25 protein-coding genes are annotated in these 23,347 nt (G+C 46.2%); 12 read left to right on the forward strand and 13 right to left on the reverse strand.

Annotated elements, in window-relative coordinates:
• Positions 1–368 precede the first annotated feature (368 nt).
• Positions 369–1,034, forward strand: coding sequence for a hypothetical protein (locus Q0600_RS08370; protein ID WP_298759121.1), 666 nt, complete (start codon positions 369–371; stop codon positions 1,032–1,034).
• Between the two features lie 158 nt (positions 1,035–1,192).
• Here the strand turns inward: Q0600_RS08370 and Q0600_RS08375 are convergent, their stop codons facing one another.
• The 3 genes from Q0600_RS08375 to galU form a co-directional block, all read right to left on the reverse strand.
• Entirely contained in the window at positions 1,193–1,585 is a 393-nt protein-coding gene (locus Q0600_RS08375) for a VOC family protein (protein ID WP_298759124.1), read from the reverse strand.
• Positions 1,586–1,819: 234 nt separating this feature from the next.
• Positions 1,820–3,082, reverse strand: a complete 1,263-nt coding sequence (locus Q0600_RS08380; RefSeq protein ID WP_298759127.1) for a glucose-6-phosphate isomerase — start codon at positions 3,080–3,082, stop codon at positions 1,820–1,822.
• Positions 3,069–3,905 carry a UTP--glucose-1-phosphate uridylyltransferase GalU gene (galU, locus tag Q0600_RS08385; RefSeq protein ID WP_297948736.1) on the reverse strand — a complete coding sequence of 279 codons (837 nt, stop codon included), beginning with the start codon at positions 3,903–3,905 and terminating at the stop codon, positions 3,069–3,071. Before galU ends, Q0600_RS08380 begins: the two co-directional genes overlap by 14 nt.
• A gap of 70 nt (positions 3,906–3,975) precedes the next feature.
• On the opposite strand from galU, the gene Q0600_RS08390 reads away from it, so the two are divergent.
• Complete coding sequence (locus Q0600_RS08390; RefSeq protein ID WP_298759129.1) at positions 3,976–4,584, forward strand: YigZ family protein; 609 nt, start codon at positions 3,976–3,978, stop codon at positions 4,582–4,584.
• Positions 4,585–4,813: 229 nt separating this feature from the next.
• On the opposite strand, the gene Q0600_RS08395 is transcribed toward Q0600_RS08390, so the two are convergent.
• Positions 4,814–6,022 (reverse strand): MFS transporter, encoded by a 1,209-nt coding sequence (locus Q0600_RS08395; protein ID WP_298759132.1) that lies wholly within the window; start codon positions 6,020–6,022, stop codon positions 4,814–4,816.
• A 162-nt stretch (positions 6,023–6,184) separates the two neighbouring features.
• On the opposite strand from Q0600_RS08395, the gene Q0600_RS08400 reads away from it, so the two are divergent.
• The 3 genes from Q0600_RS08400 to Q0600_RS08410 all read left to right on the forward strand — a co-directional run bounded on the left by Q0600_RS08400 (position 6,185) and on the right by Q0600_RS08410 (position 8,274).
• On the forward strand, positions 6,185–6,556 hold the full coding sequence (locus tag Q0600_RS08400) for an HIT family protein (protein WP_298759135.1): 372 nt from the start codon (positions 6,185–6,187) through the stop codon (positions 6,554–6,556).
• Positions 6,553–7,371 (forward strand): cache domain-containing protein, encoded by an 819-nt coding sequence (locus tag Q0600_RS08405; protein ID WP_298759137.1) that lies wholly within the window; start codon positions 6,553–6,555, stop codon positions 7,369–7,371. The genes Q0600_RS08400 and Q0600_RS08405 overlap by 4 nt, the downstream gene beginning before the upstream one ends.
• Positions 7,372–7,506: 135 nt before the next feature.
• The gene (locus tag Q0600_RS08410; RefSeq protein ID WP_298759140.1) at positions 7,507–8,274 is read left to right on the forward strand and encodes a hypothetical protein; all 768 of its coding nucleotides are present in this window, start codon (positions 7,507–7,509) and stop codon (positions 8,272–8,274) included.
• 85 nt (positions 8,275–8,359) lie between these two features.
• Here Q0600_RS08410 and Q0600_RS08415 read toward each other — a convergent pair whose 3' ends face one another.
• The 6 genes from Q0600_RS08415 to Q0600_RS08440 all read right to left on the reverse strand — a co-directional run bounded on the left by Q0600_RS08415 (position 8,360) and on the right by Q0600_RS08440 (position 15,274).
• On the reverse strand, positions 8,360–9,478 hold the full coding sequence (locus Q0600_RS08415; protein ID WP_298759143.1) for a HAMP domain-containing sensor histidine kinase: 1,119 nt from the start codon (positions 9,476–9,478) through the stop codon (positions 8,360–8,362).
• Positions 9,471–10,124 carry a response regulator transcription factor gene (locus Q0600_RS08420; RefSeq protein ID WP_298759146.1) on the reverse strand — a complete coding sequence of 218 codons (654 nt, stop codon included), beginning with the start codon at positions 10,122–10,124 and terminating at the stop codon, positions 9,471–9,473. The genes Q0600_RS08415 and Q0600_RS08420 overlap by 8 nt, the downstream gene beginning before the upstream one ends.
• A 26-nt stretch (positions 10,125–10,150) precedes the next feature.
• Complete coding sequence (gene nrfD / locus Q0600_RS08425; RefSeq protein WP_298759149.1) at positions 10,151–11,122, reverse strand: NrfD/PsrC family molybdoenzyme membrane anchor subunit; 972 nt, start codon at positions 11,120–11,122, stop codon at positions 10,151–10,153.
• Positions 11,115–11,681 carry a 4Fe-4S dicluster domain-containing protein gene (locus tag Q0600_RS08430; RefSeq protein WP_298759151.1) on the reverse strand — a complete coding sequence of 189 codons (567 nt, stop codon included), beginning with the start codon at positions 11,679–11,681 and terminating at the stop codon, positions 11,115–11,117. Before Q0600_RS08430 ends, nrfD begins: the two co-directional genes overlap by 8 nt.
• Before the next feature lie 10 nt (positions 11,682–11,691).
• Positions 11,692–13,956 (reverse strand): thiosulfate reductase PhsA, encoded by a 2,265-nt coding sequence (gene phsA, locus Q0600_RS08435; protein ID WP_298759153.1) that lies wholly within the window; start codon positions 13,954–13,956, stop codon positions 11,692–11,694.
• Positions 13,957–14,041: 85 nt separating this feature from the next.
• Positions 14,042–15,274 (reverse strand): MFS transporter, encoded by a 1,233-nt coding sequence (locus Q0600_RS08440; protein ID WP_298759155.1) that lies wholly within the window; start codon positions 15,272–15,274, stop codon positions 14,042–14,044.
• 156 nt (positions 15,275–15,430) lie between these two features.
• Here Q0600_RS08440 and Q0600_RS08445 point away from each other — a divergent pair, with 156 nt between their 5' ends.
• Positions 15,431–15,997, forward strand: coding sequence for a PAS domain-containing protein (locus tag Q0600_RS08445; RefSeq protein ID WP_298704925.1), 567 nt, complete (start codon positions 15,431–15,433; stop codon positions 15,995–15,997).
• Positions 15,998–16,167: 170 nt separating this feature from the next.
• Here Q0600_RS08445 and recO read toward each other — a convergent pair whose 3' ends face one another.
• Positions 16,168–16,782 (reverse strand): recombination protein RecO, encoded by a 615-nt coding sequence (gene recO, locus Q0600_RS08450; RefSeq protein ID WP_297896695.1) that lies wholly within the window; start codon positions 16,780–16,782, stop codon positions 16,168–16,170.
• Positions 16,783–16,875: 93 nt separating this feature from the next.
• On the opposite strand from recO, the gene accD reads away from it, so the two are divergent.
• From accD to Q0600_RS08475, 5 genes are all read left to right on the forward strand, one after another.
• Entirely contained in the window at positions 16,876–17,775 is a 900-nt protein-coding gene (gene accD / locus Q0600_RS08455) for an acetyl-CoA carboxylase, carboxyltransferase subunit beta (protein WP_297948762.1), read from the forward strand.
• Positions 17,775–18,227 (forward strand): 23S rRNA (pseudouridine(1915)-N(3))-methyltransferase RlmH, encoded by a 453-nt coding sequence (locus Q0600_RS08460; protein ID WP_297896691.1) that lies wholly within the window; start codon positions 17,775–17,777, stop codon positions 18,225–18,227. The genes accD and Q0600_RS08460 overlap by 1 nt, the downstream gene beginning before the upstream one ends.
• A gap of 9 nt (positions 18,228–18,236) precedes the next feature.
• Entirely contained in the window at positions 18,237–18,593 is a 357-nt protein-coding gene (gene dksA / locus Q0600_RS08465; RefSeq protein WP_005872423.1) for an RNA polymerase-binding protein DksA, read from the forward strand.
• 2 nt (positions 18,594–18,595) lie between these two features.
• The gene (locus tag Q0600_RS08470) at positions 18,596–19,597 is read left to right on the forward strand and encodes a LapA family protein (RefSeq protein WP_298759159.1); all 1,002 of its coding nucleotides are present in this window, start codon (positions 18,596–18,598) and stop codon (positions 19,595–19,597) included.
• Between the two features lie 538 nt (positions 19,598–20,135).
• Positions 20,136–21,062, forward strand: coding sequence for a tRNA-dihydrouridine synthase (locus Q0600_RS08475; RefSeq protein WP_298759161.1), 927 nt, complete (start codon positions 20,136–20,138; stop codon positions 21,060–21,062).
• On the opposite strand, the gene Q0600_RS08480 is transcribed toward Q0600_RS08475, so the two are convergent.
• Complete coding sequence (locus Q0600_RS08480; protein ID WP_298759164.1) at positions 21,039–21,404, reverse strand: hypothetical protein; 366 nt, start codon at positions 21,402–21,404, stop codon at positions 21,039–21,041. The two genes, Q0600_RS08475 and Q0600_RS08480, sit on opposite strands and share 24 nt — an antisense overlap.
• Positions 21,405–21,620: 216 nt before the next feature.
• Between Q0600_RS08480 and Q0600_RS08485 the strand changes: the two genes are divergently transcribed.
• Positions 21,621–22,352 carry a metallophosphoesterase gene (locus Q0600_RS08485; RefSeq protein ID WP_298759169.1) on the forward strand — a complete coding sequence of 244 codons (732 nt, stop codon included), beginning with the start codon at positions 21,621–21,623 and terminating at the stop codon, positions 22,350–22,352.
• 123 nt (positions 22,353–22,475) lie between these two features.
• Here the strand turns inward: Q0600_RS08485 and Q0600_RS08490 are convergent, their stop codons facing one another.
• On the reverse strand, positions 22,476–23,306 hold the full coding sequence (locus Q0600_RS08490; protein WP_298759172.1) for a prephenate dehydrogenase: 831 nt from the start codon (positions 23,304–23,306) through the stop codon (positions 22,476–22,478).
• Between the last annotated feature and the right edge of the window lie 41 nt (positions 23,307–23,347).

The following is a 23,347-nucleotide window of genomic DNA, read 5'->3' on the forward strand; positions in this document are numbered from 1 at the left end:
TGTTTGCGTTCTTATTATATTTTTGCATTTGTGGTGATTCAAAAAGGTTTGCCATCTGTGAAGCCTCAGTAAGGACTGAAGTTGGTGGAGATAGACCATTTTCCTGAATTGCCATAGCAGTAATTCCACGTAGTTGACCATCAGTAAAATTATATTTAGTAAACGATCCAGAACAGCCAGAATTTAGAATAGAACTAATAATGCCAACAAGCTGTTTTGCACCAGAATCTGAGAGTTGATTATTTAATACTAAAGTTTGATCTGAGGATATTTTTGAGGCAAAATCAATAATTTTAAAGTTTTGATAAGTTTTTGCTACTTCTTCAATATTTTTATTTGATTCATCAAAGGAGCCATCGGCTTTATAGTTGTTTAAAAATAAAATTGTTTTTGAAGAGCCTACAGCAAGTATAATTTTGTTAATTTGTTCTTTGACCTATCATTTTAGCAGTGAGTATAAATTTAGGTTTTATATGAAAATATTGCTAGGTTATGGCATTGCCTTTTTCTTTATATACGCGGCAAACTTTATAAATAGCAAAAAAACGATAACCTTTATGAAGGACAAAATAGAATTTAAAAATAAAACAAAATGCGAAAAAGAGATAGCTCTAAACAACATCTCCGTTTACAGATATGCTTATATGATTCCCAATTTTGCGCCCTTTGATGTGAAAATTAAATTTTGTGTTTTAGTTTTATTTATAATGATCGTCGTGGCATTATACAACTTTAAATTTTATATGTTTATTTTTATCATTATGGGCTTATTGCTGATGCCCATTATTAAATTTATCTACTATATTCTATTTGAGAAAACCGTTAGGTTCTTGCTTTGTGATAAATTACTGATATGCAATGATCGCGATTCTGAAGTATTTACGATCAATAATAAAAATGAGCTTGGCGAGCTGCAAAAATATTTCTTGGATACGCTAAATATAGATATTACAGAGGGATATTTATTTTGGAAACCGCCTTATGATATCGCAAAAATAATAGTGAATAAAATGAATAAATTTATGAAATTCTAAAAACAAAGATAAGGTTTAAAAAATATATAACGGAACATAATTAGCGTACCGCGGGATAAGTAATTTAATCCGTAGAATATCGATCTTTAATGAAAGATATAATTTAGAAAATTTAAATTTTAACGCTCCGCTTGAAATTTTGCCTTTAAATTTATATGCTAGTCCTCGTTTCTTTCATATACGCCGAGCTCTACGAGATTGCCGTCAGGATCGCGCAGATAGATACTTTGCATAGCGCCGCGCGCGCCCATTCGAGACACGACGCCAAGCTCTATTTGCGCTCCTTTGCTTTCCAGCTCCGTTTTGAGCTGCTGTGCGCTTTGATCTTCGCAGATGAGGCAAAAATCCGCCGAGCCTACGCTAGGACGCGCTGCAAACGGCGCAAACTCGCCCGCGCGAGTGTGGATATTGATCTTTGAGGAGCCGAAACGCAGGCTGTGTTTGCCGCCCTCGCAAACATGCTCTAAGCCCAAAATTCCTTCGTAAAATTCCACGCATTTTTGCAGATCGTCCGTAACTAGGACGAAGTGATCGATCTTCGTGATTTTCATTTCATCTCCTTGCGCGCTCGCGAGTCGCAAAATTTTTACGTCTCGCGGTGCAATCTTGGAATTCTGCCGTGAAATTTTGCGATAAAATTCCAAATACTCGTAGCGCAAAAGCAAAATTCCGCGACGTAAATTTTAAAATTATAAAATTTAGCCTAAGTAAAATGGGGAGCGAGCAAAATCTGACTTTAGTAAAATTTGACCTGACGAAATTCCGTCTAGCTAGCGCAGCAAATTCTAATCTCGCGATTTCAAAACTAGCGATTTTAAAATTCTCTTGCCTACCTCGACGCCCGGCTGATCGTAAGTGCTGACGCCCAGTATCGCTCCAGTAGCGCTGGTTAGCAGCTCGAAGTAGTAAAATAGCTCGCCCACGCTCTGTTCGCAAAGCTGCGGAACCTCGATAAGATCGACGCTGATACCCTCGTTTAGCACGGCTTGCAGCGTAGCATCGCACTGAAGATTTAGCACCTCATCCAGTCGCATGCCGTTTACGAAGTCACAGCCCTCAAGACCTTGCAGACTGATACCGGGCACCGCATCCGCAGTGCCGTTGTCCGTGAGCTTTAAGAAAGTCACGGTCTTATCCTTTACGCCGTCCATTATGAGCTGAAGGAAGCTGTGCTGATCGCGTGAGCCTACAAGCCCCACAGGAGTAAGCCCTTCGCGGCTAAAACCGATCTTTTTACCTAGGCTTTCCGCCCAGAGCTGCACATACCACTCACCCAATGCGTGCAGCGCGTCGCCATAGCTAAAAAGGACATTGATTTTCGCACTTTTGTGCGTGGCGTAGTGATGGGCTTTTCGTAGAATTTTATTCTCCGCGATTTTAGCGGGATCGCATGCTAAAATTTCATCCAGATACCGCTCTTTTGCGACGGCAGCCCCGCGCAACATCGCGCTTGCATCAAGACCTAACCCAACTGCAGGCACTAGCCCTACCGCACTTAACACGCTAAAACGGCCGCCTACGTTAGCGGGCATATTTATCACGCAGGCGCTGTGCTCGCGCGCGAAGACATCCAGCGGCGAGCCTGCATCGGTGATGAAGATGAAATTTTTCGCTAGCGCTTTTAAATTTGAAATTCCAAAACGCTGCAAAACCACTTTAAAAAGCGAGATTGTCTCGATTGTGCCGCCCGATTTAGAGGATACTATGAAAATCGTGCGAGCGAAATTTAACTCTTCAAGCGCGCGACGCACACTAAGCGCGTCTAAATTATCCAAAATTTCAAAGCGCAAATTATTTCTTACGCGCGGACGCAGCATCTCATAAAGCGCCCGCACGCCTACGCTGGAGCCACCGATGCCTATAAGCACGACCCCATCGTAGCTTCGTGCGCTAAAAAATTCCTTCGCCCGCGTTATTACGCCCGCGCCTTGCTGCGGCAGGCGGTAGTAGCCTACCTCGCCGCTTTCGTATTCGGCGCGGATCTTTGCCGCTACCTCCTCTAGCGCGCCCTCTTTTGCCGGCGGGAAAAACAGCTCATTTTTTACCATCGCCGAATTCTCGCTCGTAGAAATATTTGATCGCTTCCACGTAGCCTTTTACCGAGCCGCAGTCGAAGCGAGTGCCTTTAAATTTATACGCGATCACTACGCCGTTTTGAGCCTGCTTCAAAAGCGCGTCGGTGATCTGCACCTCGCCGTTTTTACCAGGCGCCGTCTGCTCGATGAGATCGAAAATATTAGGCGTTAGGATGTAGCGCCCGATGATGGCTAGGCTCGACGGAGCCTCGCTAGCCTCGGGCTTTTCTATCATATCCGAGACCATTATCAGATCGTCGCTGATGCTCTTTCCTGCGATGATGCCGTATTTGTTTACGTCCTGAGGCGGCACTTCCATCACCGCAACGACGCTGCAGCGGTATTTTTCGTAAATTTTAACCATCTGCGCAAGCACGCCTTCGCCGTTTTCGTTTACGCACAGATCGTCTGCAAGCACCACGCCGAAAGGCTCGTCGCGGATTAAAATTTTACCCGTATAAATTGCGTTGCCGAGTCCCTTCATCTGCTCTTGGCGCGTAAAAGAGAAGGTGCAGCGCTTCATAAGCGCTCTGATCTCGTCGAGCAGATACTCCTTACTGCTGCCTGAAATTTGATCCTCCAGCTCGTAGCTGCGGTCGAAATAATCCTCCAGCGCGCGTTTACCGCGACCCGTGACGAAAGCCATATTGTCCATGCCCGCTTCCAGCGCCTCGTCCACGCCGTAGTGAATGAGTGGCTTGGTAAGGATCGGAAGCATCTCTTTAGGTAGCGATTTGGTCGCGGGCAAAAAGCGCGTGCCGTAGCCCGCCGCGGGAAATAAACAAGTCTGGATCATGAAGCTCCTTTGATCTTTTTTTGAACTTTTATTATAATGCAAAAAAGATAAAATTCCGCAAAGGAAAGCCTTGAAAACGATTGAAAAAGAGATCAGCGCCGCGCAGGAGATTAAAAAATCAAGCTTCATCGCCTATCTTGTGCCGCTAGCGAGCTTTGAGACGCTGCGTGTGCGGCTGCGGCAGCAACATCCCAAGGCGCGGCATATCGTCTGGGCATATCGCGCGCTGAATGAGCCCGGGCAGATCGTAGAAAACTCAAGCGACGATGGCGAGCCCAAATCAACTGCGGGCGCGCCGTGTCTAAACGCGCTTCGCGGCGCCGAGCTAATTAACGCCGCAGTGCTCGTGGTGCGCTACTTCGGCGGCATCAAGCTAGGCACCGGTGGGCTCGTGCGCGCATACGCCAGTAGCGCAAATGCCGCGATAGACGCCGCTGCGGACGCCGCAGAGCTAGTGGAATTCGTGCTGCGTAAGAAGTGCATATTTTTCGTGCCGTTTGCGGCGGTGGCTAAATTTGAACATTTTTTAAAAAAATCGGGTTTCGTTTATGAAGCGAGCTTCGGTGCTTCTGGAGCGGAGTTTAGCATGGAGCTTAGCGCGGAGGAATTTGAAAAATTTAAAGGCTTTGCAGATGCTCTCGCGCCGGCTCTTAAAATGCTGCGCGAGCCGGAATTTTAAAATTTCAAAATTCTATAAAATTTAAAAGCTCGTCTCGGCTAGATTTGAAAGCATAAGCAGATTTTGCATTTTATCGTAGCGGAATTTTAAAGCTAAAGTGAAATTCCATCGTGCGAAACATAAAATCCGATAAATTTTAAAATTTTAAGAATTTCAAAATTTCGTCGTAATTTAGCTTGCAAAATTTCGCAAAAATTCCGTCCGTAAATTTCAAAATCCCATAAAATTTTTAAAATTTCACGTGCCTCATCTTAGCTTCACGCACAGGCAGGCTTAGTAGAGCCGCAATAGCCGCTAGCGTCATATCCAAATACCACATATAATCATACGCGCCGTATGCTCGCACTGCAAGACCTCCGATATATGCGCCAAAAAATCCGCCGATTTGATGCGAAAGCATCGTAAATCCAAATAGGCTTGCTAAATATCGCGTCCCTAATAGCTTACCGACGGCAGCCGCAGTAGGCGGCACGGTCGCTAGCCAGGTAAATCCTAATCCCACGCTGAAGATATAAAACGTAAGGCTATCTTTGGGCGAGAGCACATAAGCACCAATAAGAGCGATACGCAGGGCATATATGCAAAATAAAATGACTTTACAGCGCACTTTGGAAACACACCAACCTACGAATAAGCTGCCTACGATGTTTGCGATGCCAATCAGTGCGAGCGAAAAGGACGCTACCTGTGCGCCATGCCCGCTTAGCGCTACTTCACTAGGCAGATGCGTCACTAAAAACGCTACGTGAAAACCACACGTAGCAAAGCTTAAATTTATCAAAATATAGCTTTTATCGCGCAGCGCCAAACGCAGCACTTCGCCTAAGCTGCGCTTATCTTCTTCATGTAGGCTGGTTTGCTCGCCAAGTAGAATTTTACCGCCTGCTAAAAGTCTCGCAAGCGGCAGAATTAGCAAGCTAAGCCCTGCGAGCGTAAAAAATGCGCCACCGTATCCCAAAGCAGGCGTTGCGATACAAAACCCTATCATCGGTGCAAATAAAAACTGCCCGAACGAGCCGCCTGCATTTAACACTCCGCTAGCAACCGAGCGGATAGAAAATGGCAGGCGCTTTGCCATTAGGCTCATTAGAATCGGAAAACTACCCGCGCCAAGCCCCAGTGCAAGCCCAAAACCCATCGTTAATACAAGCGCGCTTTCACTACTAAATAACGGCACAAGAGTGCAACTAATCGCCAAAAGCACGCTGCCCCAAAACAGCACGACGTAGGCACCGAGCTTGTCTGCAAGTATCCCGCTAAGCGGTTGCGAAAAACCCCATACCAGCTGCGTAGTTGCCATCGCAAAGCTTACTTGCGCGATGGATAGGGAATTTGCTTGCGTTATAGGTTGCACAAAAAGACCTAATGACATACGAATGCCCATCGTAATCATCAAAATCGCTGCGGCGCATAGGATCATTACCCAAACTGATTTCATATATATTCCTTTTAAAAGGCAGAATTATAACATAAAAATTACGAATATATCGAGATTTTATAGATATATTTAATTAATGTATTTTAGTATATTATTTATGTAAGAGGAATTTACCGAGCTTTAATGGGCTTTGCATTAAAATTCCATTTTCAAGGAGAAGCGATGATTTACGAAGACGAGATGATTTACGTGGAGCGCGAGGAGCACGAAGTGCCGTGGGTGAAGGTCTTTACGAAGGCGAAATTTAAAGAGCTTAGCGACTGCGACGAAGCGACGCTGGCGCATCTGTGGCGCACCGTGCTTCAGTGCGAAAAGAGCCTGCGGGAGTTTTACGCACCCGATAAGATCAACATCGCAAGCTTTGCCAACTACGTGCCGCGCGTGCATTTTCACGTCCAGGCGCGCTTCAAAAACGACAGCTTTTTCCCGGAGTCCGTCTGGGGCAAAAAGATGCGAAACGGCAAGCTAAATCTGCCAGAATTTAGCGAATTTGCAGAAGTTTTAGCGGCAAATTTAAAGATGGAATTCAGATGATAGGCGCGCGCTCAAAAAAATACCTAAGCCTTTTCGCGCTTGCTTGCTGCGTCGCCACCTTTGCGTTTTACCTGCGCTTTAAAAGCGAGGAAAACGAGATAAAAATCAAGCAGCAGTTCGATTTTAGCGCGAGCTTGTTTGAAAAGATCGTGGACGAAGAGAAGCTAAACGCCTTTGCGATCTCGCTGATTTTGTCGCAAAACAGCGACGTGGTGCGCTGTTTTGAGAGCGGTAAACACGGCGAGTGCATGGATGTGACGAAAAAATACAAAGATATCTTAAGCGCGGTGCCCTTTTATACGGGCGTGAAGATACATTTTCACACGCAAAACATCAGAAGTCTGGCCAGAAGCTGGAGCGACGAATTTTACAACGACGATCTGAGCTCCTTTCGCCATTCGCTTTTGCAGATCCGCCAGAGCCTGCTTCCAAAGGCGCTTGTGGAGATGGGGCGATGCGGGGTTTTCATGCGCGGAATTTCGCCTGTTTTTAGCGACGGTAAATTTATAGGAAGCGCCGAGATAATGCTAGATTTCGAGCACGTCATCGCGCAGATCAACCGCATGGGAAACGATATTTTTATCCTCGTAGATAAGAGGTTTGAGACCGACTGCTTCTACGATAAAATAGGCGTTATCAAGGACTTTATCGTCGTAAACAGCGCGCCGGATTACGACGTTTTGTCGATCTTGGCGACGCTTGATTTTACTACGCAGAGTTTTATCAAAAAGGACGGGCATTATTTTTACGTGCGGGCGTTTTCGGACGAAAACGGCACGAAGCTGGGCTATATAATTTTACACCGCGAAGGCTAGCGGCGGGATTTAAATTTAGGCGCCTATCGCTTGTTTGTTTCGTAGCGGCGGCGGCAGCGCGGCGAGCGCTTTAAATTTAATCGCAAGATCGCGGAAATTTACGCTGAAATTTTAAATTTTAAAAGGAGCGTCGGTATGAAATTTTATAAATCCGTTAAATTTAAAGCGCTAGCTGGAGTGCTGCTTCTGGCGACGATACTCTGCGCCGCATTTATCCGCATCGTGCCAGACTATTCCACCTCGCGAGGCTTCGCCGTAGTTTCCCTCCCCGATTACAACAAATACAAGCAAGGATATTGCCTAAAAGAGGATAGGATTTTACCCAAAGAGGAGCTGTATAAAAGAGCAATAGGGCAGTATTTGGATTATGATCTAAAACTAGAGCAAATGATCAATGATTACAGGGCTTATACTTATGGTAGCCCTTGGCGTAGCTCATATGAAATCGCATATTATGAATTAGAAAATATAAATTTATCTAATTGGTTTGAAGTATTACAAAAGTATTATAAAGAGGGGAAAACGACCGAGGAGATACTCATAAAAGAGCTAAAAGCCAAAAAAACCGATCCTAAAAAATATCTAAAAATATCTTCAGATGGCGCAGGTTTCGGATTTGATAGGCCGATAGTGCTTATTTATGGTGATGATAAAACAGTTATAGCCGATTTATTATTAGATAAATTTGTTCTAATTAATAAAAATTACTTGCGTTATAATCACAGTGAATACTTACATGATAGAGCAGAAATCGATGTTATTACTAAAAAACATTATGAAGATAGGAGTAAAGTAATATTATTTGATACAAAAAAAGAGGGTACGGAATTTGACAACTGCGGAAATCTAAATTATCCATTGGAAGAATATTATTTAGGTAGTAGAGAGGCAAAAGGCGGTTAAAAAGCCACGCTAAAACAAAATTTTAAAAAGCCCTAGCCGCACGAATTTTACTTTTAAAATTTGCGCCCAAATTTAACGCGCCGTTTTAGTCTAAAAGCTTCTGCTTAAACAGCGGGATTTTGTAGCAAAAAGTGCTGCCCTCGCCGAGCTTCGAACTGACGCTTTTTGCGATGCCGTAGCGCTTACAAATTTTCTCGATTATGTTTAGCCCGAGGCCGAATCCACCAAGAGCCGCGTTTTCGCGCGAGTATCTATCCCAGATCGCGCTCGTATCCTTTATGCCGATGCCGAAGTCCTGCACGCTAAAGACCGCTATGCTCACCCCTTTTTCCAGCCCGATGATGATCTTGCCGCCGGGGCGCGAGTATTTTATGGCGTTACTTAGGGTGTTGTCGATGAGGCGCATTAGCGAGGTTTCGTCCATAAAAACGCTCACATCTGGCGCTATTCGCGATTGCAGGCTTATATTTTTGCTTTTTGCGACCAGATAGATGAAATTTATCCTAGCGCCCAAAAACTCGCTCATATTGATGCGGCGGCTTTTTAAGCTCATCTTGCCGCTTTTGATGAAGTATTCTACGTCCTCGTAAGTAATGATCATCTGCTTAAGCGCGGATTTTATTCGCGCCGTGTGCTTGTCGCGTAGGCCTAGCATCTCGGTGTTGATGAGCGCGACGCCCAGAGGGGTCTTTAGCTCGTGCATCGCGTCGTTGAAAAACGCCTTGATGAGGTTGCTTTGCTGCGCGTAGAAATTTTTTATGATTTTGTAGTTAAACAGCGCGATGATGAGCGCTACGAAAATCGTGATGAAGATCGTAGAGATCGCGATAAATTCTATCTTGGCATAGCTTATCTTTTTTGAGATGACGAAAAAATGCAGCTTGCCCTCGTATAGAAAGTGGCGCTTAAAAAACACCCGCCCGCCGAATTTCAGCGTGATAAATGCAAAATCTGGCGGCTGCACGCTTAGGTTTGATCTTAAAATTTCGCCGTTTGCATTTAGGATCGCGTAGTCGTAGATGAGCTCGTCTTTTAGATCGGGATACGCTCCGCTTAGGGCTTCGCCACTTTTTTGTATCAGCTCGGCGACGTCGGCGCTCTCCTCGATTTTGGAATTTAAATAGATGATATAAAGGCTCTCGCTTATAAAGGCGCCGATGATGAAAATCGCGCTAAAAAGCGTAAATTTAAACCCTTTAAGCATTGATCTTATATCCGAGTCCGCGGCTGGAGAGGATGAAATCGTTGCTCGTTTTGGCGCGGAGGTTGCTGATATGCACGCGCACATCGACGCTGCCCGCCTCGCCGTCCCACACGTCGGCGATGAGTTCATCGACGCTTACGAATCTTTTGATATTGGCGAGCAGAAATTCTATAATCTTGATCTCTTTGGCGCTTAGCGATATCTCTTCGTCCGCGCGTTTTAAAATTTTTAAATTTGCGAAGTAGTGAAATTTATCCGCGATCTTGACGGCGCCCTTTTCGTCGCCGAAATACTTTCGCATCAGCTCGCTTACTCTAAATTTAAGCTCGGCTAGGTGGAAAGGCTTTTTTAGATATTCGTTGCAACCAAGCTCATAGCACTGGCTCAAATCGTCGATGTCGCCGAGCGAGGTCATCATCATCACGGGAGTGTTGAGGCCGAGGCTTCGCGCATATCTCAGCACCTCTTCGCCCGAAACCTCCGGCACTTTGATGTCTAAGATCAGCAAGTGGTAGGCATTCGCGGCAATCTTATCACAGGCTGCGTCGCCGCTTTCACATTCGTCCACCTCGTAGCCGAGCTCCTGCAGATACTCACTTACGCTGCTTCTGTATTCAAAATCGTCTTCTAAAAGTAAAATTTTCAAACCCGTTCCCTAAATCGGGAGCGAGACTACGCTCCCGTGCAAATTTGCCCCGCATATACGATATAGTAGCGAAGCAGAATGACGCCGCAAAGCACGACGAAAGAATTTAAAACTATAAACGCAGGCTTGTAGGCGTGGTTTTTCAGCGCCGTAAAGGCGATGATGATCGGAGCGATGAGCCCCGTGCCTAAAACGCCGATCCAGAAAATTTTACCGTAAACCTCGTGCGTCAAAGCCTGCTGTGCCGCAAGCGCGCTAGTGCCGCCCTCAAAATACATCCCGACAAACAGAATGAATAAAAGCGGAATCTCAAAGAGTATCGCGCGCAGATCAAGCACCAAAAGGTATTTTATGCTATCTTTGTTTAACGAGCCTTTAAAAAACAGAAGTCCAACTAAAATGCTCGCCGCGATGCCGCTGGAAAAGCCCGATAGCAAAAATAAAATCGGTAGCACCGGAGTATTCCAAAGCGGAATTTTCATTACCGCGCTTAGCAAAAAGCCCGTATATGCGCCCACGCAAAGAGCAAGGATAAATAAAACTCGCTCGAAGAGTTTGGAAGCTTTGGCAAACGAGCTTAGCAAATTTACGATAGGTCGCAGAAACGCAAGTAGTTTAAATTTACAAATTTCCTCGCCGAAGACACATAGCGCAAATACAAAGCTAAACGGCACGTAGATCAAAAGCGCCAAAACGCCGAGGCTCATTACGGAGCCGAAGTTAAATTTGATCAGCAAAAGATAAAAGCTAAATGGCTTGCCCAGATCAAAGATCAAAAGCAAAAGCCCCGCGCAGATCGTAAGCGGCGCCGTGATCGCACCTGCTCTTATCATCGCGTCCCAGATAGAATTTTGCTCGCTTTCGTGGCGATTCCATTTAACTAAAAGCGCCACCATCGTTGCTCCCGCGCTAAGACCCGCCAAAAATAGATAAATCGCAATCGGCCAAGGCCAGTAAATTTCAGAGTATTGGCTCATATCGCCCCACATATTATTCATAGCGTCCTCCTTTTTTGTTTTTGATATTCGCTAGGCGCGGCTTGGTGTTTAGATACGCTTTTGGATATTCTACGCTCGTTTTGGCTAGCAGCTTGCTTACCTCGGAATTTACGTCATTTACGTCGCCGAAAGTTAAAGCATCCGTTGGGCACACGCTTACGCATGCGGGCTGCAAGCCTTTGATAGTGCGGTTCGTGTAGCAAAAGGTGCATTTGCCGATAGCGTGCGTGATAGGATCGACAAATCTGGCGTCATAAGGACAGGCCAGGATGCAGTATTTGCAGCTGACGCAAAGCCTCTCGTCTATGAGCGTTACGCCGTCTTTGGTTTTAAAGCTAGCGCCCGTAGGGCAGACGTCCACGCAGGGGCTGTCCTCGCACATAACGCAGCTGGCGCGCGAGTAATCGAGCTTTAAGCTTGGAAAAACGCCGCTTGTTTTGCCGTGCACCTGCAGCCTATAAACGCCGCTCGGTACGCCGTTTTCGTTCCTGCACGCAACCGAACAGGCTTGGCAACCTATACATAAATTTTCGTCGTGAATCATTATGAGTTTTTTCATAATCGCTCCCTTAAATTTTAACTATATCGACGCCGACGTTGGTTACCATCGTGCTTACCACAGGACCCGCAGCGGGATCGAGAAGGACGCTTTGGTTCGTGCCTATGCCGTTCGTGCGCTTTAGCCCGGGGCTTACGTGCCCAAAGCCGTGGTATAAAAATAGGCAATCGTCTCTGATGCCTTGCGTGACGAAAATTTTAGCCTTTTGCTCGCCGAATTTGTTTTTGAGCTTCACGACATCGCCCGTCTTTAGCCCCTCCGCTTTTGCAGAAGCTGGGCTGATCCAAACCGGCGATTCGCTCATCATATCGTTTAAAATTTTGACATTTTGAGTGTGGCCGTTGGTGTGAAGCGCGGTCTTGCCGGTCATCAAGCAGTATTTGTGTCCGCCAAATACGTTCATACCCTCGGTGTTTAAGCAGCCGTATCCCGCGAAAAGCTCCTCCACTTTCGGTGCAAAAAGCTCGATCTTGCCGCTCGGGGTTTTAAATTTCATCTGCGAGCTCATCTCGCCGTTTTCGTCCACGAACTCCGCCGCGGCAGGATATTTATCGATAAATTTAGCCACGAGCTTCGGCTCTCGGTAGTATAGCTTCGGCACCTTGTAGCTTACGTAGCCGTTTTTGATTAAATTTGCGATTAGCTCTGCGTTGCCTTTGGCTTGCTGCATGCGGTATTCGTCGATGTTGTTCCAGGTGTAGTCTTTATCGATCTTCATCACCCTCGCAAGCTCTCTAAAAATTTCATAGCCGCACTTCGTATCGCCCACCGGCTCGACGGCCTTGTTTCGCATCACAAATCCAGGCGCGGTGCCACCTTTGTTTTGAATCGACTCGTCGCGCTCCAAATACGTGGATTCGGGCAAGATCACGTCGGCTAAGCACGCGAAGTCGCTCATATATACGTCGATTGCGAGCACGAAGTCTAGCTTTTTGATCGCCTCTACGCTCTTATCCACGCCCGCAACGTTGATGAGGTGGTTAAAGCGCGTGCTGACCCAGCCTTTTACGGGGTAAGGCTTTTCGCTTAAAATCGTAGGCGCGATCTGCATCAAAACGCCGTGTTTGCGTGGCACGAAGAAATTTTCGCTACCTTCTTCGCCGCAGCCGTCGATGCGCGCGGTCTTTGGAATTTTAAAATTTTTATCCGGGTTTGAGATGGTAGGGAATAGATCCTCTTTGCAAAGCGCGTTGAAGGTTTTGGAATCTTTAGAGAAGTAAATTCCGCCCTTTTTCTCGACGTTTCCCATCAGCGCGTTTGCGATCGCGATGGCGCGCGTGCGGACGTATTCGGCCTTAGCGGTCGTGGTTTTGTGCCCCCAGTCGATTACGACTGCGGGAGCCGCGGCGTAAATTTCATTTGCGATGCGCTCTACCTTGTCCGCTTTGATCCCAGTAATGGCCTCTTGCCAAAGCGGCGTCGTATCCTTCACGGACTCCCTTAGCTCCTCTAGCCCCACGGCGTATTGTTCGATAAATTTTTTGTCGTATTTGTTATCGCGCAGCCAGACGTGGATTAGCGCCATCAAAAACGCCGCGTCGGTTCCCGGTTTTATCGGCAGCCACTCGTCAGCTTTGGAAGCTACGACGCTAAAGCGCGGATCGAGAACCAAAAGCTTTACGTCCTCTCTGCTTGCGGCTTTTGCGAGCTTTTTAGTTTTTGAGATGTCGATGCCTTCAAAAAGATTATGGCCGAAATTTACGATATATTTTGCATCGCCGTAGTCTCTTTGCATGTTGGTGCCGAAGGTGTGCGGTACGGCGATATTGTAGGTGATCGGACAACAGGACCAGTGCGAGTAGATGTTCGGGCTGCCGTAGGCACAGGCGAAATTCATCATCTGGGTGTGGTGTTCGCCCGTTTTGGATGTAAAAACTACGCTTTGCGGGCCGTATTTTTGCGAAATCTCCTCTAGTCTCTGCGCGCAAATTTTAAGCGCCTCATCCCAGCTTGCTTCTCTAAATTTGCCCTCGCCGCGCTCGCCTACGCGAATGAGCGGCTTAATGAGTCTTTGATCGTCGTAGAGCTGATTGATGCCCGCTCCGCCGCGAGCGCAGACGGAGGTTTTGTTTGCAAACCTGTGGTTGCCCTCGATGAGAGCGCCGCGACCGTCTTTGACGGTCACTTCGATAGGACAGCGCGAGGAGCACATCTCGCAGACGCTGGCGACTTTCTTTTCCGTCCCGCCAGTGACTGCGCTAGCGTTTAAATTTAGATTTAACGTCGCTAGCGTGCCGATCGCGGCGGTGCTTTTTAAGAAATTTCGTCTATTCATAAAAACTCCTTACCTTTAAATTTCGGTAGGAATTCTAAGGCTTCATTGTAAAAATAAGGTTAATTTTGATAATGCAGCTTTTGGCTTAGACTTTATCTCGAAAGATAAAATGCGTCCTACGCCGTATTTTAAAGCCGTAAAATAGCGCCAGTAGTAGCAAAATGCTAATTGCGCCGCAGATCGCAAGGGCTACGCGAGCGCCCAGTAGCTCTGTAAAAAAGCCCGATATGAGCGCTCCAAATGGCGTACTACCTATTAAAAATAGCGCGTATAAGCTAAGCACGCGTCCGCGAAATTCGTTGCTTACGTGCATTTGCACGATGGAGTTGATGCTTGAGTTTGTGATTACGAAAAGAAATCCAGTTACGGCAAGCCCTGCCGCAGCCCATGCGAAGGAATTCGCAGTCCCAGTAAGAGCTAAGCTCACCCCCATAGCGATCGCGCACGATCTGATTTTGCGGATGCCAAGTTTATCAAAAATTGCTACGAAAAGCGCGCCGCAAAAGGCTCCCACGCCTAGAGCCGACATCAAATATCCGAAGCTTCGCTCATCCGCGTCTAGGCTAAGCTTAACAAGTGCCGAGATCGTTACGTTGTAATTTGGCACCAGCGTCGCTACGATAAGCACTATTATCATTAGCTCGCTTAGAATTTTTTTGTGCGATACATACGAAATTCCAGCACCGATCGAGGCAAAAACGCCTCCGCTTCTGCTAGATAGCGTAGTAACGGATGGCGGAATTTTTATGAAAAACAGCGAAACGATGATACCTAAAAAGCTAAGCGCATTGAATAAAAAGCAAAAGCCCACGCCCCACAGCGCCATCACTATCCCTGCAAGTGCGGGCCCTGCGATACGAGCGACGTTGAAGGACATAGAATTTAACGCTATGGCGTTGGCTAGATCGCGGGGCGAGTCGATGAGGTCTTTTACCATCGACTGACGGCTCGGGGCGTCCATGCTGGTAAATATGCCGCTTGCAAAAGCGCAAAATAAAATTTTGCCGAAAGAATATAGCTCGCAAAAGCTCATAACTGCGAAAATTGAAGCAGTCACCGCCATGCCTATTTGAGCGAGCAGAAGGATCTTTTTGCGATTAAACTTATCGAGCAGTACACCGGAAAACGGCGTGAAAAGTAGCGCGGGCAAGAACCGCGCCGCGGCTACAAGGCTGACCTTAAAAGCGTCTGCGGTGATGCTTAGCACTAGCCACGGTAGCGCGACGCTTTGCATCCAAGAACCGATCAGCGAGAGATTCATCCCGATCCAATAAATTCTAAAATTTGAGTATTTAAGCGATAGGAAGGGATTTTTCAACGCGCTGCCTTTTGAAATTTTGATTTGAGATTATACATTAAATTTTAAAAATTCACTTAAAGATTTAACATTTATAAAAATTTAACGAAAATTTAATATTTCTGAAAAGAAAAATTTTATATACTCTGCAATAAATTTTTAAGCAAAGGATTAAAAATGCAAAGACCGACTCCGATTAATCAGGAAATTAAACTCGATGAGAAGCGCTATATCGTTTCCAAAACCGATCCAAAGGGCATTATCACGTTTGCAAATCCGTATTTTTGTATGATTTGCGGCTATAGTGAGCTTGAGCTTTTGGGGCAGCCGCATAACATCATACGACATCCGGACATGCCGCGCATAGCGTTTAAGCTCATGTGGGATACGATACAGCAGGGCAAGGATTTTACCGCCGTGGTTAAAAATTTAGCCAAAGACGGGCGCTTTTATTGGGTCATTACGGAATTTACTTCTAAAAAAGATCCCGTGACAGGGCAGATCACCGAATACACGGCATTTCGCAAGGCTCCACCAAGATCCGCGATCGAAACTATAGAGCCTATTTATAGGGCGCTACTGGATGCTGAAAAAAACGGCGGTATGCAGGCTAGCCAAAAGGCGCTCGTGGACTTTTTAAAAAGCAAAGGCGAGACCTATGAGAGCTGGATCGCAAAGGTCTCAGGCAAATCAAATCCGCTCACCGCAATGTTTTTCAAGGCGATGAAAAAGCTTTTTAGCTAGTCCAGTTAAAATTTAATGCAAAATCCCGCGCAATGCGATTGTTTGGCTTTGCGCGAGAAAAGGCAGATAAAGTACAAAACCGCCCGTTCATGAAATTTTGAAATTCTACGAAATTTTAAATTTAGCGCTTGAGTTTTGAAATTTCACGTCTTCATCAAACGCGCTACAGATCAAAGTCCCTCAAGCGTTATGTCGTAGAGCCTCTCTACCGTTTCGTCGTTTAAATTTAGCGTCTTTTTGCTTCGTAAAAATTCTAAAATTTCATCCTGCGCAAAGCCTACTCTTTGTGCGCAATGCTCGTGCGCAGGCAAAAAGCCGCGGCATAGCGCGATATTTTCTAAAATTTCCTCATCGCATAAAAAACAATATGGCTCGTCGTGCAATCGCCCCTCAAATTTTAAAATTTCGGCGTAGCTTTCTACGATTATGCGACGCGGATTTTGTTTGCCAAAGCGCATAGCAGCGTGGTTTAGCAGCTCGTAATAGAATTTATCCAGATGCTCGGCATCTTTTAGATGTGCGTGCAAAAGCCGCATAAATTGCTGCCAAAATAGCAGCTTCTCGCGGTTTCCGAGCCACGAGTATCCCAGATGCATTACTCCGCTAAGGCGCGGGAGGAAGTTTTGATTTTGCGAGAGCTCGAAGTCTATTTTATAGCCCTGGATGATGTTTGAATGGCGCGCGCCGTAGAAGCGGTACGCACGCACGAGCGCACTTTCGCTCAGCACATCCACGATGCAGTCCTCATCCCTAACCTTGGTCGTTTTTAATATAAATCCTTGCATTTTCCTATTTTAGCGAAATTCACATATAAAATTAAATAAAGAATTTTAGGTTATAATCAGAAGTTTCATTTCATAGAATTTAAAGGAAATCATATGAATTTTGGAGATCTATTTTCAAAGATACGTAGAACGCAGCCCGCACCGAGCGAAGCTCCTACGCACTGGATCAAGTGCCCAGGATGCGGCGCGCTGATGTATAGCAAAGAGGTCGAGCAAAATCATAGCGTTTGCCCCAAGTGTAACTATCACCTTCGTTTTGACGCGCAGGCTCGCATCGATCTGATCTGCGACGAGGGCTCTTTCGTGGAGTACGATCAAAATTTGCAGCCCGTAGATCCGCTAAAATTCGTCGATAAAAAATCCTACAAAAAGCGTATTGCCGAGAGCAAAGAAAAAACGGGCAGGCTAAGCGCGGTGATTGCGGGCGAGGGCGCTATAAGTCGCCAAAAAATTCAGCTCGTGGTGTTTGATTTTAACTTCATGGGCGGAAGCCTGGGCTCTGTGGAGGGCGAGAAGATCGTGCGCGCCGTAAAACGTAGTCTCGATAAAAACGAGCCGCTAATCATCGTAAGCGCAAGCGGTGGCGCAAGGATGCAAGAAAGCACCTTTTCGCTAATGCAGATGAGCAAAACCTCCGCCGCGCTTAAAATTTTATCCGAGCATAAAATTCCTTTCATCTCCGTTCTTACCGATCCTACGATGGGCGGCGTGAGCGCGTCATTTGCGTGGCTGGGAGATATTATCATCGCAGAGCCAGGCGCCCTTATCGGCTTTGCTGGGCAGCGCGTCATAAAGCAAACCATTGGAGCTGATCTGCCGGAGGGTTTTCAAAGATCGGAATTTTTGCTCGAGCATGGATTAATTGATGCGATCGTGCCTAGAGCTGAGATGAGGCAGTATTTAAGCGATATAATCAACGTGCTTAGCAAAAACGCCGTGCAGATTGACGATACGAGCGATAAGTCGCTGCACGAAGATGGAAGCGAAGAGTAGTGCGGATCACGGTAAATTCCATCCAAAAGGGCGCAGACGAGTTTGCTAGCGAGATAAGCGCCTATAAAAAAATGGCGGCTAAATTTGCGGCGGTGCGAGAGCAGACCTTTTTTAACGCTAGCATCGCTCGCGCTCAAGCAGCGTCTCGTGAACTCACTCTTAGGGCGTATGATGAAATTTATCTCCCGCGCCTTAGCGGCTACGTCGTGGCTCTGGATGAGCGCGGGCAGGAGCTAGATAGCGTGGAATTTGCTGAAATGCTAAAGGATAAAAGCGCCGTATCGTTTTTCATCGGTGGCGCTTATGGGCTTAGTGAAAATTTTAAGGCAAAAGCCGATAAAATAATCAGTCTTAGCAGGCTTACGTTAGCGCATAAAATCGCTAAACTTTTGCTCTTTGAGCAAATTTTTCGCGCATTGTGCATTAACGCAAACCATCCATATCACAAATAAAGGGAAGTAATGAAGAAAAACGAGTTGAAATTTTACAAGAAAATTTTAGAAGAAAAAAGAGAGCAACTCATCGCCAATATTAATAGCTCTGTAAATGAAATTTCGGAATTGCGCGAAAATAAAGCTGCGGATGATTTTGACGTAGCGAGCATGAATACGGATTTAAGCATCGAATACTCGCTCAATGTTAATCAACAAAAGGCGTTTTTAGAGATTGAAAGCGCGCTTAAACGTATCGAAAACGGCACTTATGGGCTTTGCGAGAGCTGCGGCGAGCAGATAAGCTTAGAGCGTCTTAAGGTGAATCCAGAGGCGAGATTGTGCATTTCGTGCAAGGAACAGGCGGAAAAGCAAAATAGGAGTTAGCTATGAAAACCAAGCAATTCTTTTTATATTCGATCGTTTATATCGCAATCGTCGCGATTTTGGTCTTTACGCAGCAAAGCAGTAGCTATACGCTGGGGCTTTTCGGTTTTACGCTTACGCTTCCTGTGGCGGTGTGGATCGTACTGCCGTTAATTTTATATATGATTTTGGCGATTTTTCATATCGTTTTTCATAGCTTTGCTTTTTACCGCACAAAAAGGGCGATCGCAAAGGATCTAAGCGCATACGATGCGATGAGTAAAGAGGTTTTGCTGGGTCTTGATACCAATAAAGACTTTAAAACCGAGTATTTTAAAGACCCGAGCGAGCTTACTAAAATTTTATCTCCGTGGTACGATAGCACCGGCATAGATGTCAAAAATGAGGATCTAAAAGAGGTCATAGGCGTTATCGAGAAGGTTAAAAACGGCGAAGTGGCGGATTTGCGAAAATATAAACTCCCTAAAGATAACGGACTATTTTTGCAAAACGAGCTCAATCGCCTCGACGCCGAGCCTGCGTATGCGTATGAAATTTTAAAAACCAAGGGCGTTTATAGTGAAAATATCACTAAAAAAGCCTATGCCGTAGCGATTGCCAAAGGAAGCTACGATAAGATCAAGGCCTATAAAATTCCTCAAGATATAGCCGAGGTAAATATTTTAGTGGATCGCGCGGTAAATGACGCGAGCTTTGAGATCAGCAGCGAGGAACTTTTTGATCTCGTAAATAATGAAAAATTTAACGAGCAGGATTTTATCGGCTTTGCCAAAAAGCTAAAAAATCATCTCGCTCCAGAGCAATACAAAGCCTTTTTCGAGCGGCTCAAAAACGAGAATCAAGAAGCGACCGAGGCATATCTGTACGCGCTATATGAGCTTGGCATGATCGACGAGTTTAGAGAGCAGCTAAGTCTTGCCGACGGCGACGAGTTTGAGAAGTTTAAAATTCTGCTATTTTTGCGCGACAACGGCAAAAACGTCCCTGCGTCGCTGTTATTTTAGCTCGGTAATTTTACGAGTTCGTTTTATGCGGGTAAGAGAGGCTGCTTTTAAGCTCTTTGCGTCTATTAAACACAGCCTGCGCGATAAATTTTAAAGTGCGGGTAAAATTCTAACTCGCGCAAATTTGAAATTTCAAAATTTATCGAAAGATCAATGCGCGCAAGCGGTAAAATTTAAAAGATTTGCTTGCGTAGTGTGCGCGTAAACGGATTTTGCATTTACGCGATGAAATTTAAAATTTAAACATAAAGCACAAGACTTGCTAGCTGAATAAAGTGCTGAAATTTTAAAATCCGCGCGGCGTTTTGCAAGCTGCTTGCTGGGTTTGCCGTGCAAATAAAATTTGGTGGTGATCATCCTTGCTGCCGTTTCGCCACCACTCAAATTAGCCAAGCTTAAAAATAAAATTCGCGCCTAAATTCGAATACGCGGCCTATGAAATTTAAAATTTTAAAGCTCGCGGCAAAACCCGCTGCAAGCATTGCGGTATTAAATTTAAAGGTTTAAATTCAAACGAAATTAAAATGAGAAATTTAAAATGACGGAAGATTTTTTTAAAAGAAACCCTCTATTTTTGGCGCCTTTGGCGGGCTTTTCGGATCCGCCGCTGCGGGGCGTAGTGAAAAAATTCGGCTGCGACGCGACCGTAAGCGAGATGATAAGCGCAAACGCCCTTGTTTTCGAGGGCGAAAAGACGCTAAAGATGCTCGAAAAAAACGCCGCCGAAACCCCGTTTTTCGTGCAGATCGCAGGCAGCGATGCGGAAATCATAAAAAAGGCGGTTTTGCTCATCAATAAATTTGACGGCATCGACGGCATCGATCTAAACTGCGGCTGCCCTGTTCCCAAAGTCGTAAAGCAGGGTGCCGGCTCGGCGCTGCTGCTTGATCCACCCCGTCTATCGCGCTTGGTCGAGACTATAAAAAAGTATTCGAACAAAAAATTTACGAGCGCGAAGGTGCGGCTGGGCTTCGGCGCCGTGGATATCGAAAATATCGCGCGCGCCGTACAGAGCGCAGGAGCTGATTTTATCGCTATTCACGGACGTACCAGAGCGGGCGGATACAGCGCGGCAGTGGATTACGGCGCGATCGCAAGAGCCAAACGCGCGCTGCAAATCCCCGTGATCGCAAACGGCGACATAAACTCCTCCAATGCGCCCGCAGTGCGAGACCTTAGCGGCGCAGACGCGCTGATGATCGGTCGCGCGGTAATCGGCAGGCCGTGGATCTTTCGCGAGATCAAAACGGGCGAGCAGGCAAGTGACGCGCTAAAAAGGGAGGTCGTGCTCTATCATTTCGCTCAAATGCTTAGCCATTACGGTAGCCACGGCGTGGCGATATTTCGCAAGCATCTGCACGAATACTCCAAGGGGCGCGAAAATGCCGCAAGCTTTCGCGAGCAGATCAACCACGTCGCCGCCGAGAGCGAAATGACTCGACTAATCGAGGAATTTTTTAGCTAAATTTAGAATTTTAGGAACTCTGATGATTATTTTAAAAATTATAGCCTGCGCATTTTCGATGAGTTTTTGCTTGATGAATATTTCGAGCTTGGGCGATTTTGTGGTATGGCGGATTTTTGACACGTCTAGCGTCTGGGATGACGATCCCATAGAATGGCTACAGCAGAAGTGCGTATATTTCATATTTTTGTGGATATCTTTTTGCGGGGTTTGCGCGGTGCTTGCCAAAAAGCTAAAGGATTTTGATAGGCTTGTGAATTTTTTCGTCAATCTGTTTTTGCCGATCGTGGCGATTTGGATACTATCGCCATATTTAGGGATAATAATTGCGGCCGTTTGCATTTCGGATACACACCTTGTTGACTTCTATTCCGCATTGCTTAGTGCATTAATATCTATCGTTCTTTTTATGATCGTCGTAAGGGAGGTCTTAAAGCAGATTTATCCGCCCAAGTCCTAGCGCGCAAAATTTTAAAATTTAGCGCAGAGCTTTTATCTACCGCTTATATCGCAGCTCGCGCGTTAAAAGGCGAGGGCGTTAAAATTTAAGGAGAAATTATGCAAAATATCTACATTATCGGCGACGTGCATGGCTGCTACAGGTCGCTTTTGGCTCTGATAGAGCAGTTGCCGCATAAATTTGATAGCAAAATTTGCTTCGTGGGCGATCTGATCGACCGAGGTCCTGCGAGCGCGGATGTGGTTGAGTTTGTGCGCGCGGGAGGATACGACGCGGTGATGGGTAATCACGAAAGAAGCTTCGTGCGTAATGCAAAAACCGCCCTAAGGTGCGCAAAAACTGGCAAATTTACGAGCTCAAATGACCCTTACGCATTTTTTAGCTTGGATGAAAGCTGGCTATTTAATAACGGCGGTGAGGCGACGCTAGCGTCGTATTATCGTCACGGAGGCGTGAAACAATGCAAGGAGCATCTGCGGTTTGTCTCGCGGCTGCCGATTTACTTGGAGTATGATTTGCGTGATGAAAGCGGTCGCGCCCTCGTCGTATCGCACTCCGCAGTGGGTCGCGCGTGGGGGATTAGACACGATGCAGAGCGCGCGAAAAGCTTCGCCGCTCACGTGCTAAGCGGGCGCGGAGATGATAGCGCGAATGATGGAATTTTTAATGTCTACGGGCACACGCCGGTAAAAAAGCCCGTCATTACGGAATTTAGCGCAAATATCGATCTGGGCTGTGTTTATAAAAAGCACTGGGGCGAGAAGGCGAGGCTTTGCGCGCTGGAATTTCCCTCAAAGAAAATTTTCACGCAGGAGTGCATAGATTTTTGAATTCGCATCCATGCTCGCACGTATTAAAAATTTAAATTTGTGCGGGCTGTTTGAAGGCGAAATTTTAGAATTTAAAGGCGCGTTCTTGCGGCTCCCGTCGCGCAGTCAGGTCGCGCTGAAATTTTAAATAATATCCCTTAGCTTGCGCGCTTCATACATCCAGGCCTCAAGCTCGTCCCAGCGCTCGTTACGAATCATACCCACGCAAATTTCAAGCTCGTTTTTAAAAGCATCGATAGCGCCCAGCAGGTTTGTGCGGTTTTGCTTGAAAATATCGACCCACATCTGCGGCGAGCTCTTGGCGATACGGCTCATGCCCGAGAAGCTGCCGCCGGCTAAATTTATGATATTGCGGCGATTTTCCTCTTTTAGCACGCTGTTTACGAGCGAGTAGCTGATCGCATGCGGCAGGTGCGAGATGAGCGCCACGTGGTGATCGTGGCTTTTTGCGTCCATAAATACGATCTTCATCCCCGCGAACGAAAAAATTTCGACCGCTCGTTTGATATGCACTTCATCCGCACCATGATCATCGCAGATAACGACTACTGCGCCGTTTAAAAGCTCTTTAAATGCCGCTTGCGGGCCGGAGTTTTCGGTACCAGCCATTGGGTGAGCTGCGATGAAATTTCGTCTGATCTGCGGCGGGCAGTTTTGCAAAATTTTAAATTTCGTGCTTCCCAGATCGATGATCGTCGTCTCGCTTCTGCAGTCGCTTAGTTTTTGCAACGTCTCAATAATTGCCTCCACGGGGATCGCGAGAAAGATCGCGTCGCAGCTTTGCTTCATCTGCTCCAGGCTTAAAATTTCATGCACGAGCCCGAGCCTCAGAGCTTCTTTTTCGTTTTCGCGGCTGATGTCGCAGCCGTAGACGGCGCTAATTATTTTGGTGCTTTTTAGACATAGCCCAAGAGAGCCGCCGATGAGACCCAGGCCGATAATTCCTATCTTCATAAAATTCCTTTTTGATATATGCAAGTTTTAATTTTAATGTG

The sequence above is a fragment of the uncultured Campylobacter sp. genome (genome assembly GCF_938041645.1).
GTDB lineage: Bacteria > Campylobacterota > Campylobacteria > Campylobacterales > Campylobacteraceae > Campylobacter_B.

Coding starts and splice junctions, on each gene's coding strand:
- Q0600_RS08405 (WP_298759137.1), top strand. CDS start 6,553: ATGATAGGCGCGCGCTCAAAAAAATACCTAAGCCTTTTCGCGCTTGCT.
- accD (WP_297948762.1), top strand. CDS start 16,876: ATGAATTTTGGAGATCTATTTTCAAAGATACGTAGAACGCAGCCCGCA.
- phsA (WP_298759153.1), bottom strand. CDS start 13,956: ATGAATAGACGAAATTTCTTAAAAAGCACCGCCGCGATCGGCACGCTA.
- Q0600_RS08395 (WP_298759132.1), bottom strand. CDS start 6,022: ATGAAATCAGTTTGGGTAATGATCCTATGCGCCGCAGCGATTTTGATG.
- Q0600_RS08430 (WP_298759151.1), bottom strand. CDS start 11,681: ATGAAAAAACTCATAATGATTCACGACGAAAATTTATGTATAGGTTGC.
- Q0600_RS08380 (WP_298759127.1), bottom strand. CDS start 3,082: ATGGTAAAAAATGAGCTGTTTTTCCCGCCGGCAAAAGAGGGCGCGCTA.
- galU (WP_297948736.1), bottom strand. CDS start 3,905: ATGATCCAGACTTGTTTATTTCCCGCGGCGGGCTACGGCACGCGCTTT.
- Q0600_RS08475 (WP_298759161.1), top strand. CDS start 20,136: ATGACGGAAGATTTTTTTAAAAGAAACCCTCTATTTTTGGCGCCTTTG.
- dksA (WP_005872423.1), top strand. CDS start 18,237: ATGAAGAAAAACGAGTTGAAATTTTACAAGAAAATTTTAGAAGAAAAA.
- Q0600_RS08490 (WP_298759172.1), bottom strand. CDS start 23,306: ATGAAGATAGGAATTATCGGCCTGGGTCTCATCGGCGGCTCTCTTGGG.
- recO (WP_297896695.1), bottom strand. CDS start 16,782: ATGCAAGGATTTATATTAAAAACGACCAAGGTTAGGGATGAGGACTGC.
- Q0600_RS08410 (WP_298759140.1), top strand. CDS start 7,507: ATGAAATTTTATAAATCCGTTAAATTTAAAGCGCTAGCTGGAGTGCTG.
- nrfD (WP_298759149.1), bottom strand. CDS start 11,122: ATGAATAATATGTGGGGCGATATGAGCCAATACTCTGAAATTTACTGG.
- Q0600_RS08400 (WP_298759135.1), top strand. CDS start 6,185: ATGATTTACGAAGACGAGATGATTTACGTGGAGCGCGAGGAGCACGAA.
- Q0600_RS08470 (WP_298759159.1), top strand. CDS start 18,596: ATGAAAACCAAGCAATTCTTTTTATATTCGATCGTTTATATCGCAATC.
- Q0600_RS08445 (WP_298704925.1), top strand. CDS start 15,431: ATGCAAAGACCGACTCCGATTAATCAGGAAATTAAACTCGATGAGAAG.
- Q0600_RS08480 (WP_298759164.1), bottom strand. CDS start 21,404: ATGCAAACGGCCGCAATTATTATCCCTAAATATGGCGATAGTATCCAA.
- Q0600_RS08415 (WP_298759143.1), bottom strand. CDS start 9,478: ATGCTTAAAGGGTTTAAATTTACGCTTTTTAGCGCGATTTTCATCATC.
- Q0600_RS08485 (WP_298759169.1), top strand. CDS start 21,621: ATGCAAAATATCTACATTATCGGCGACGTGCATGGCTGCTACAGGTCG.
- Q0600_RS08375 (WP_298759124.1), bottom strand. CDS start 1,585: ATGAAAATCACGAAGATCGATCACTTCGTCCTAGTTACGGACGATCTG.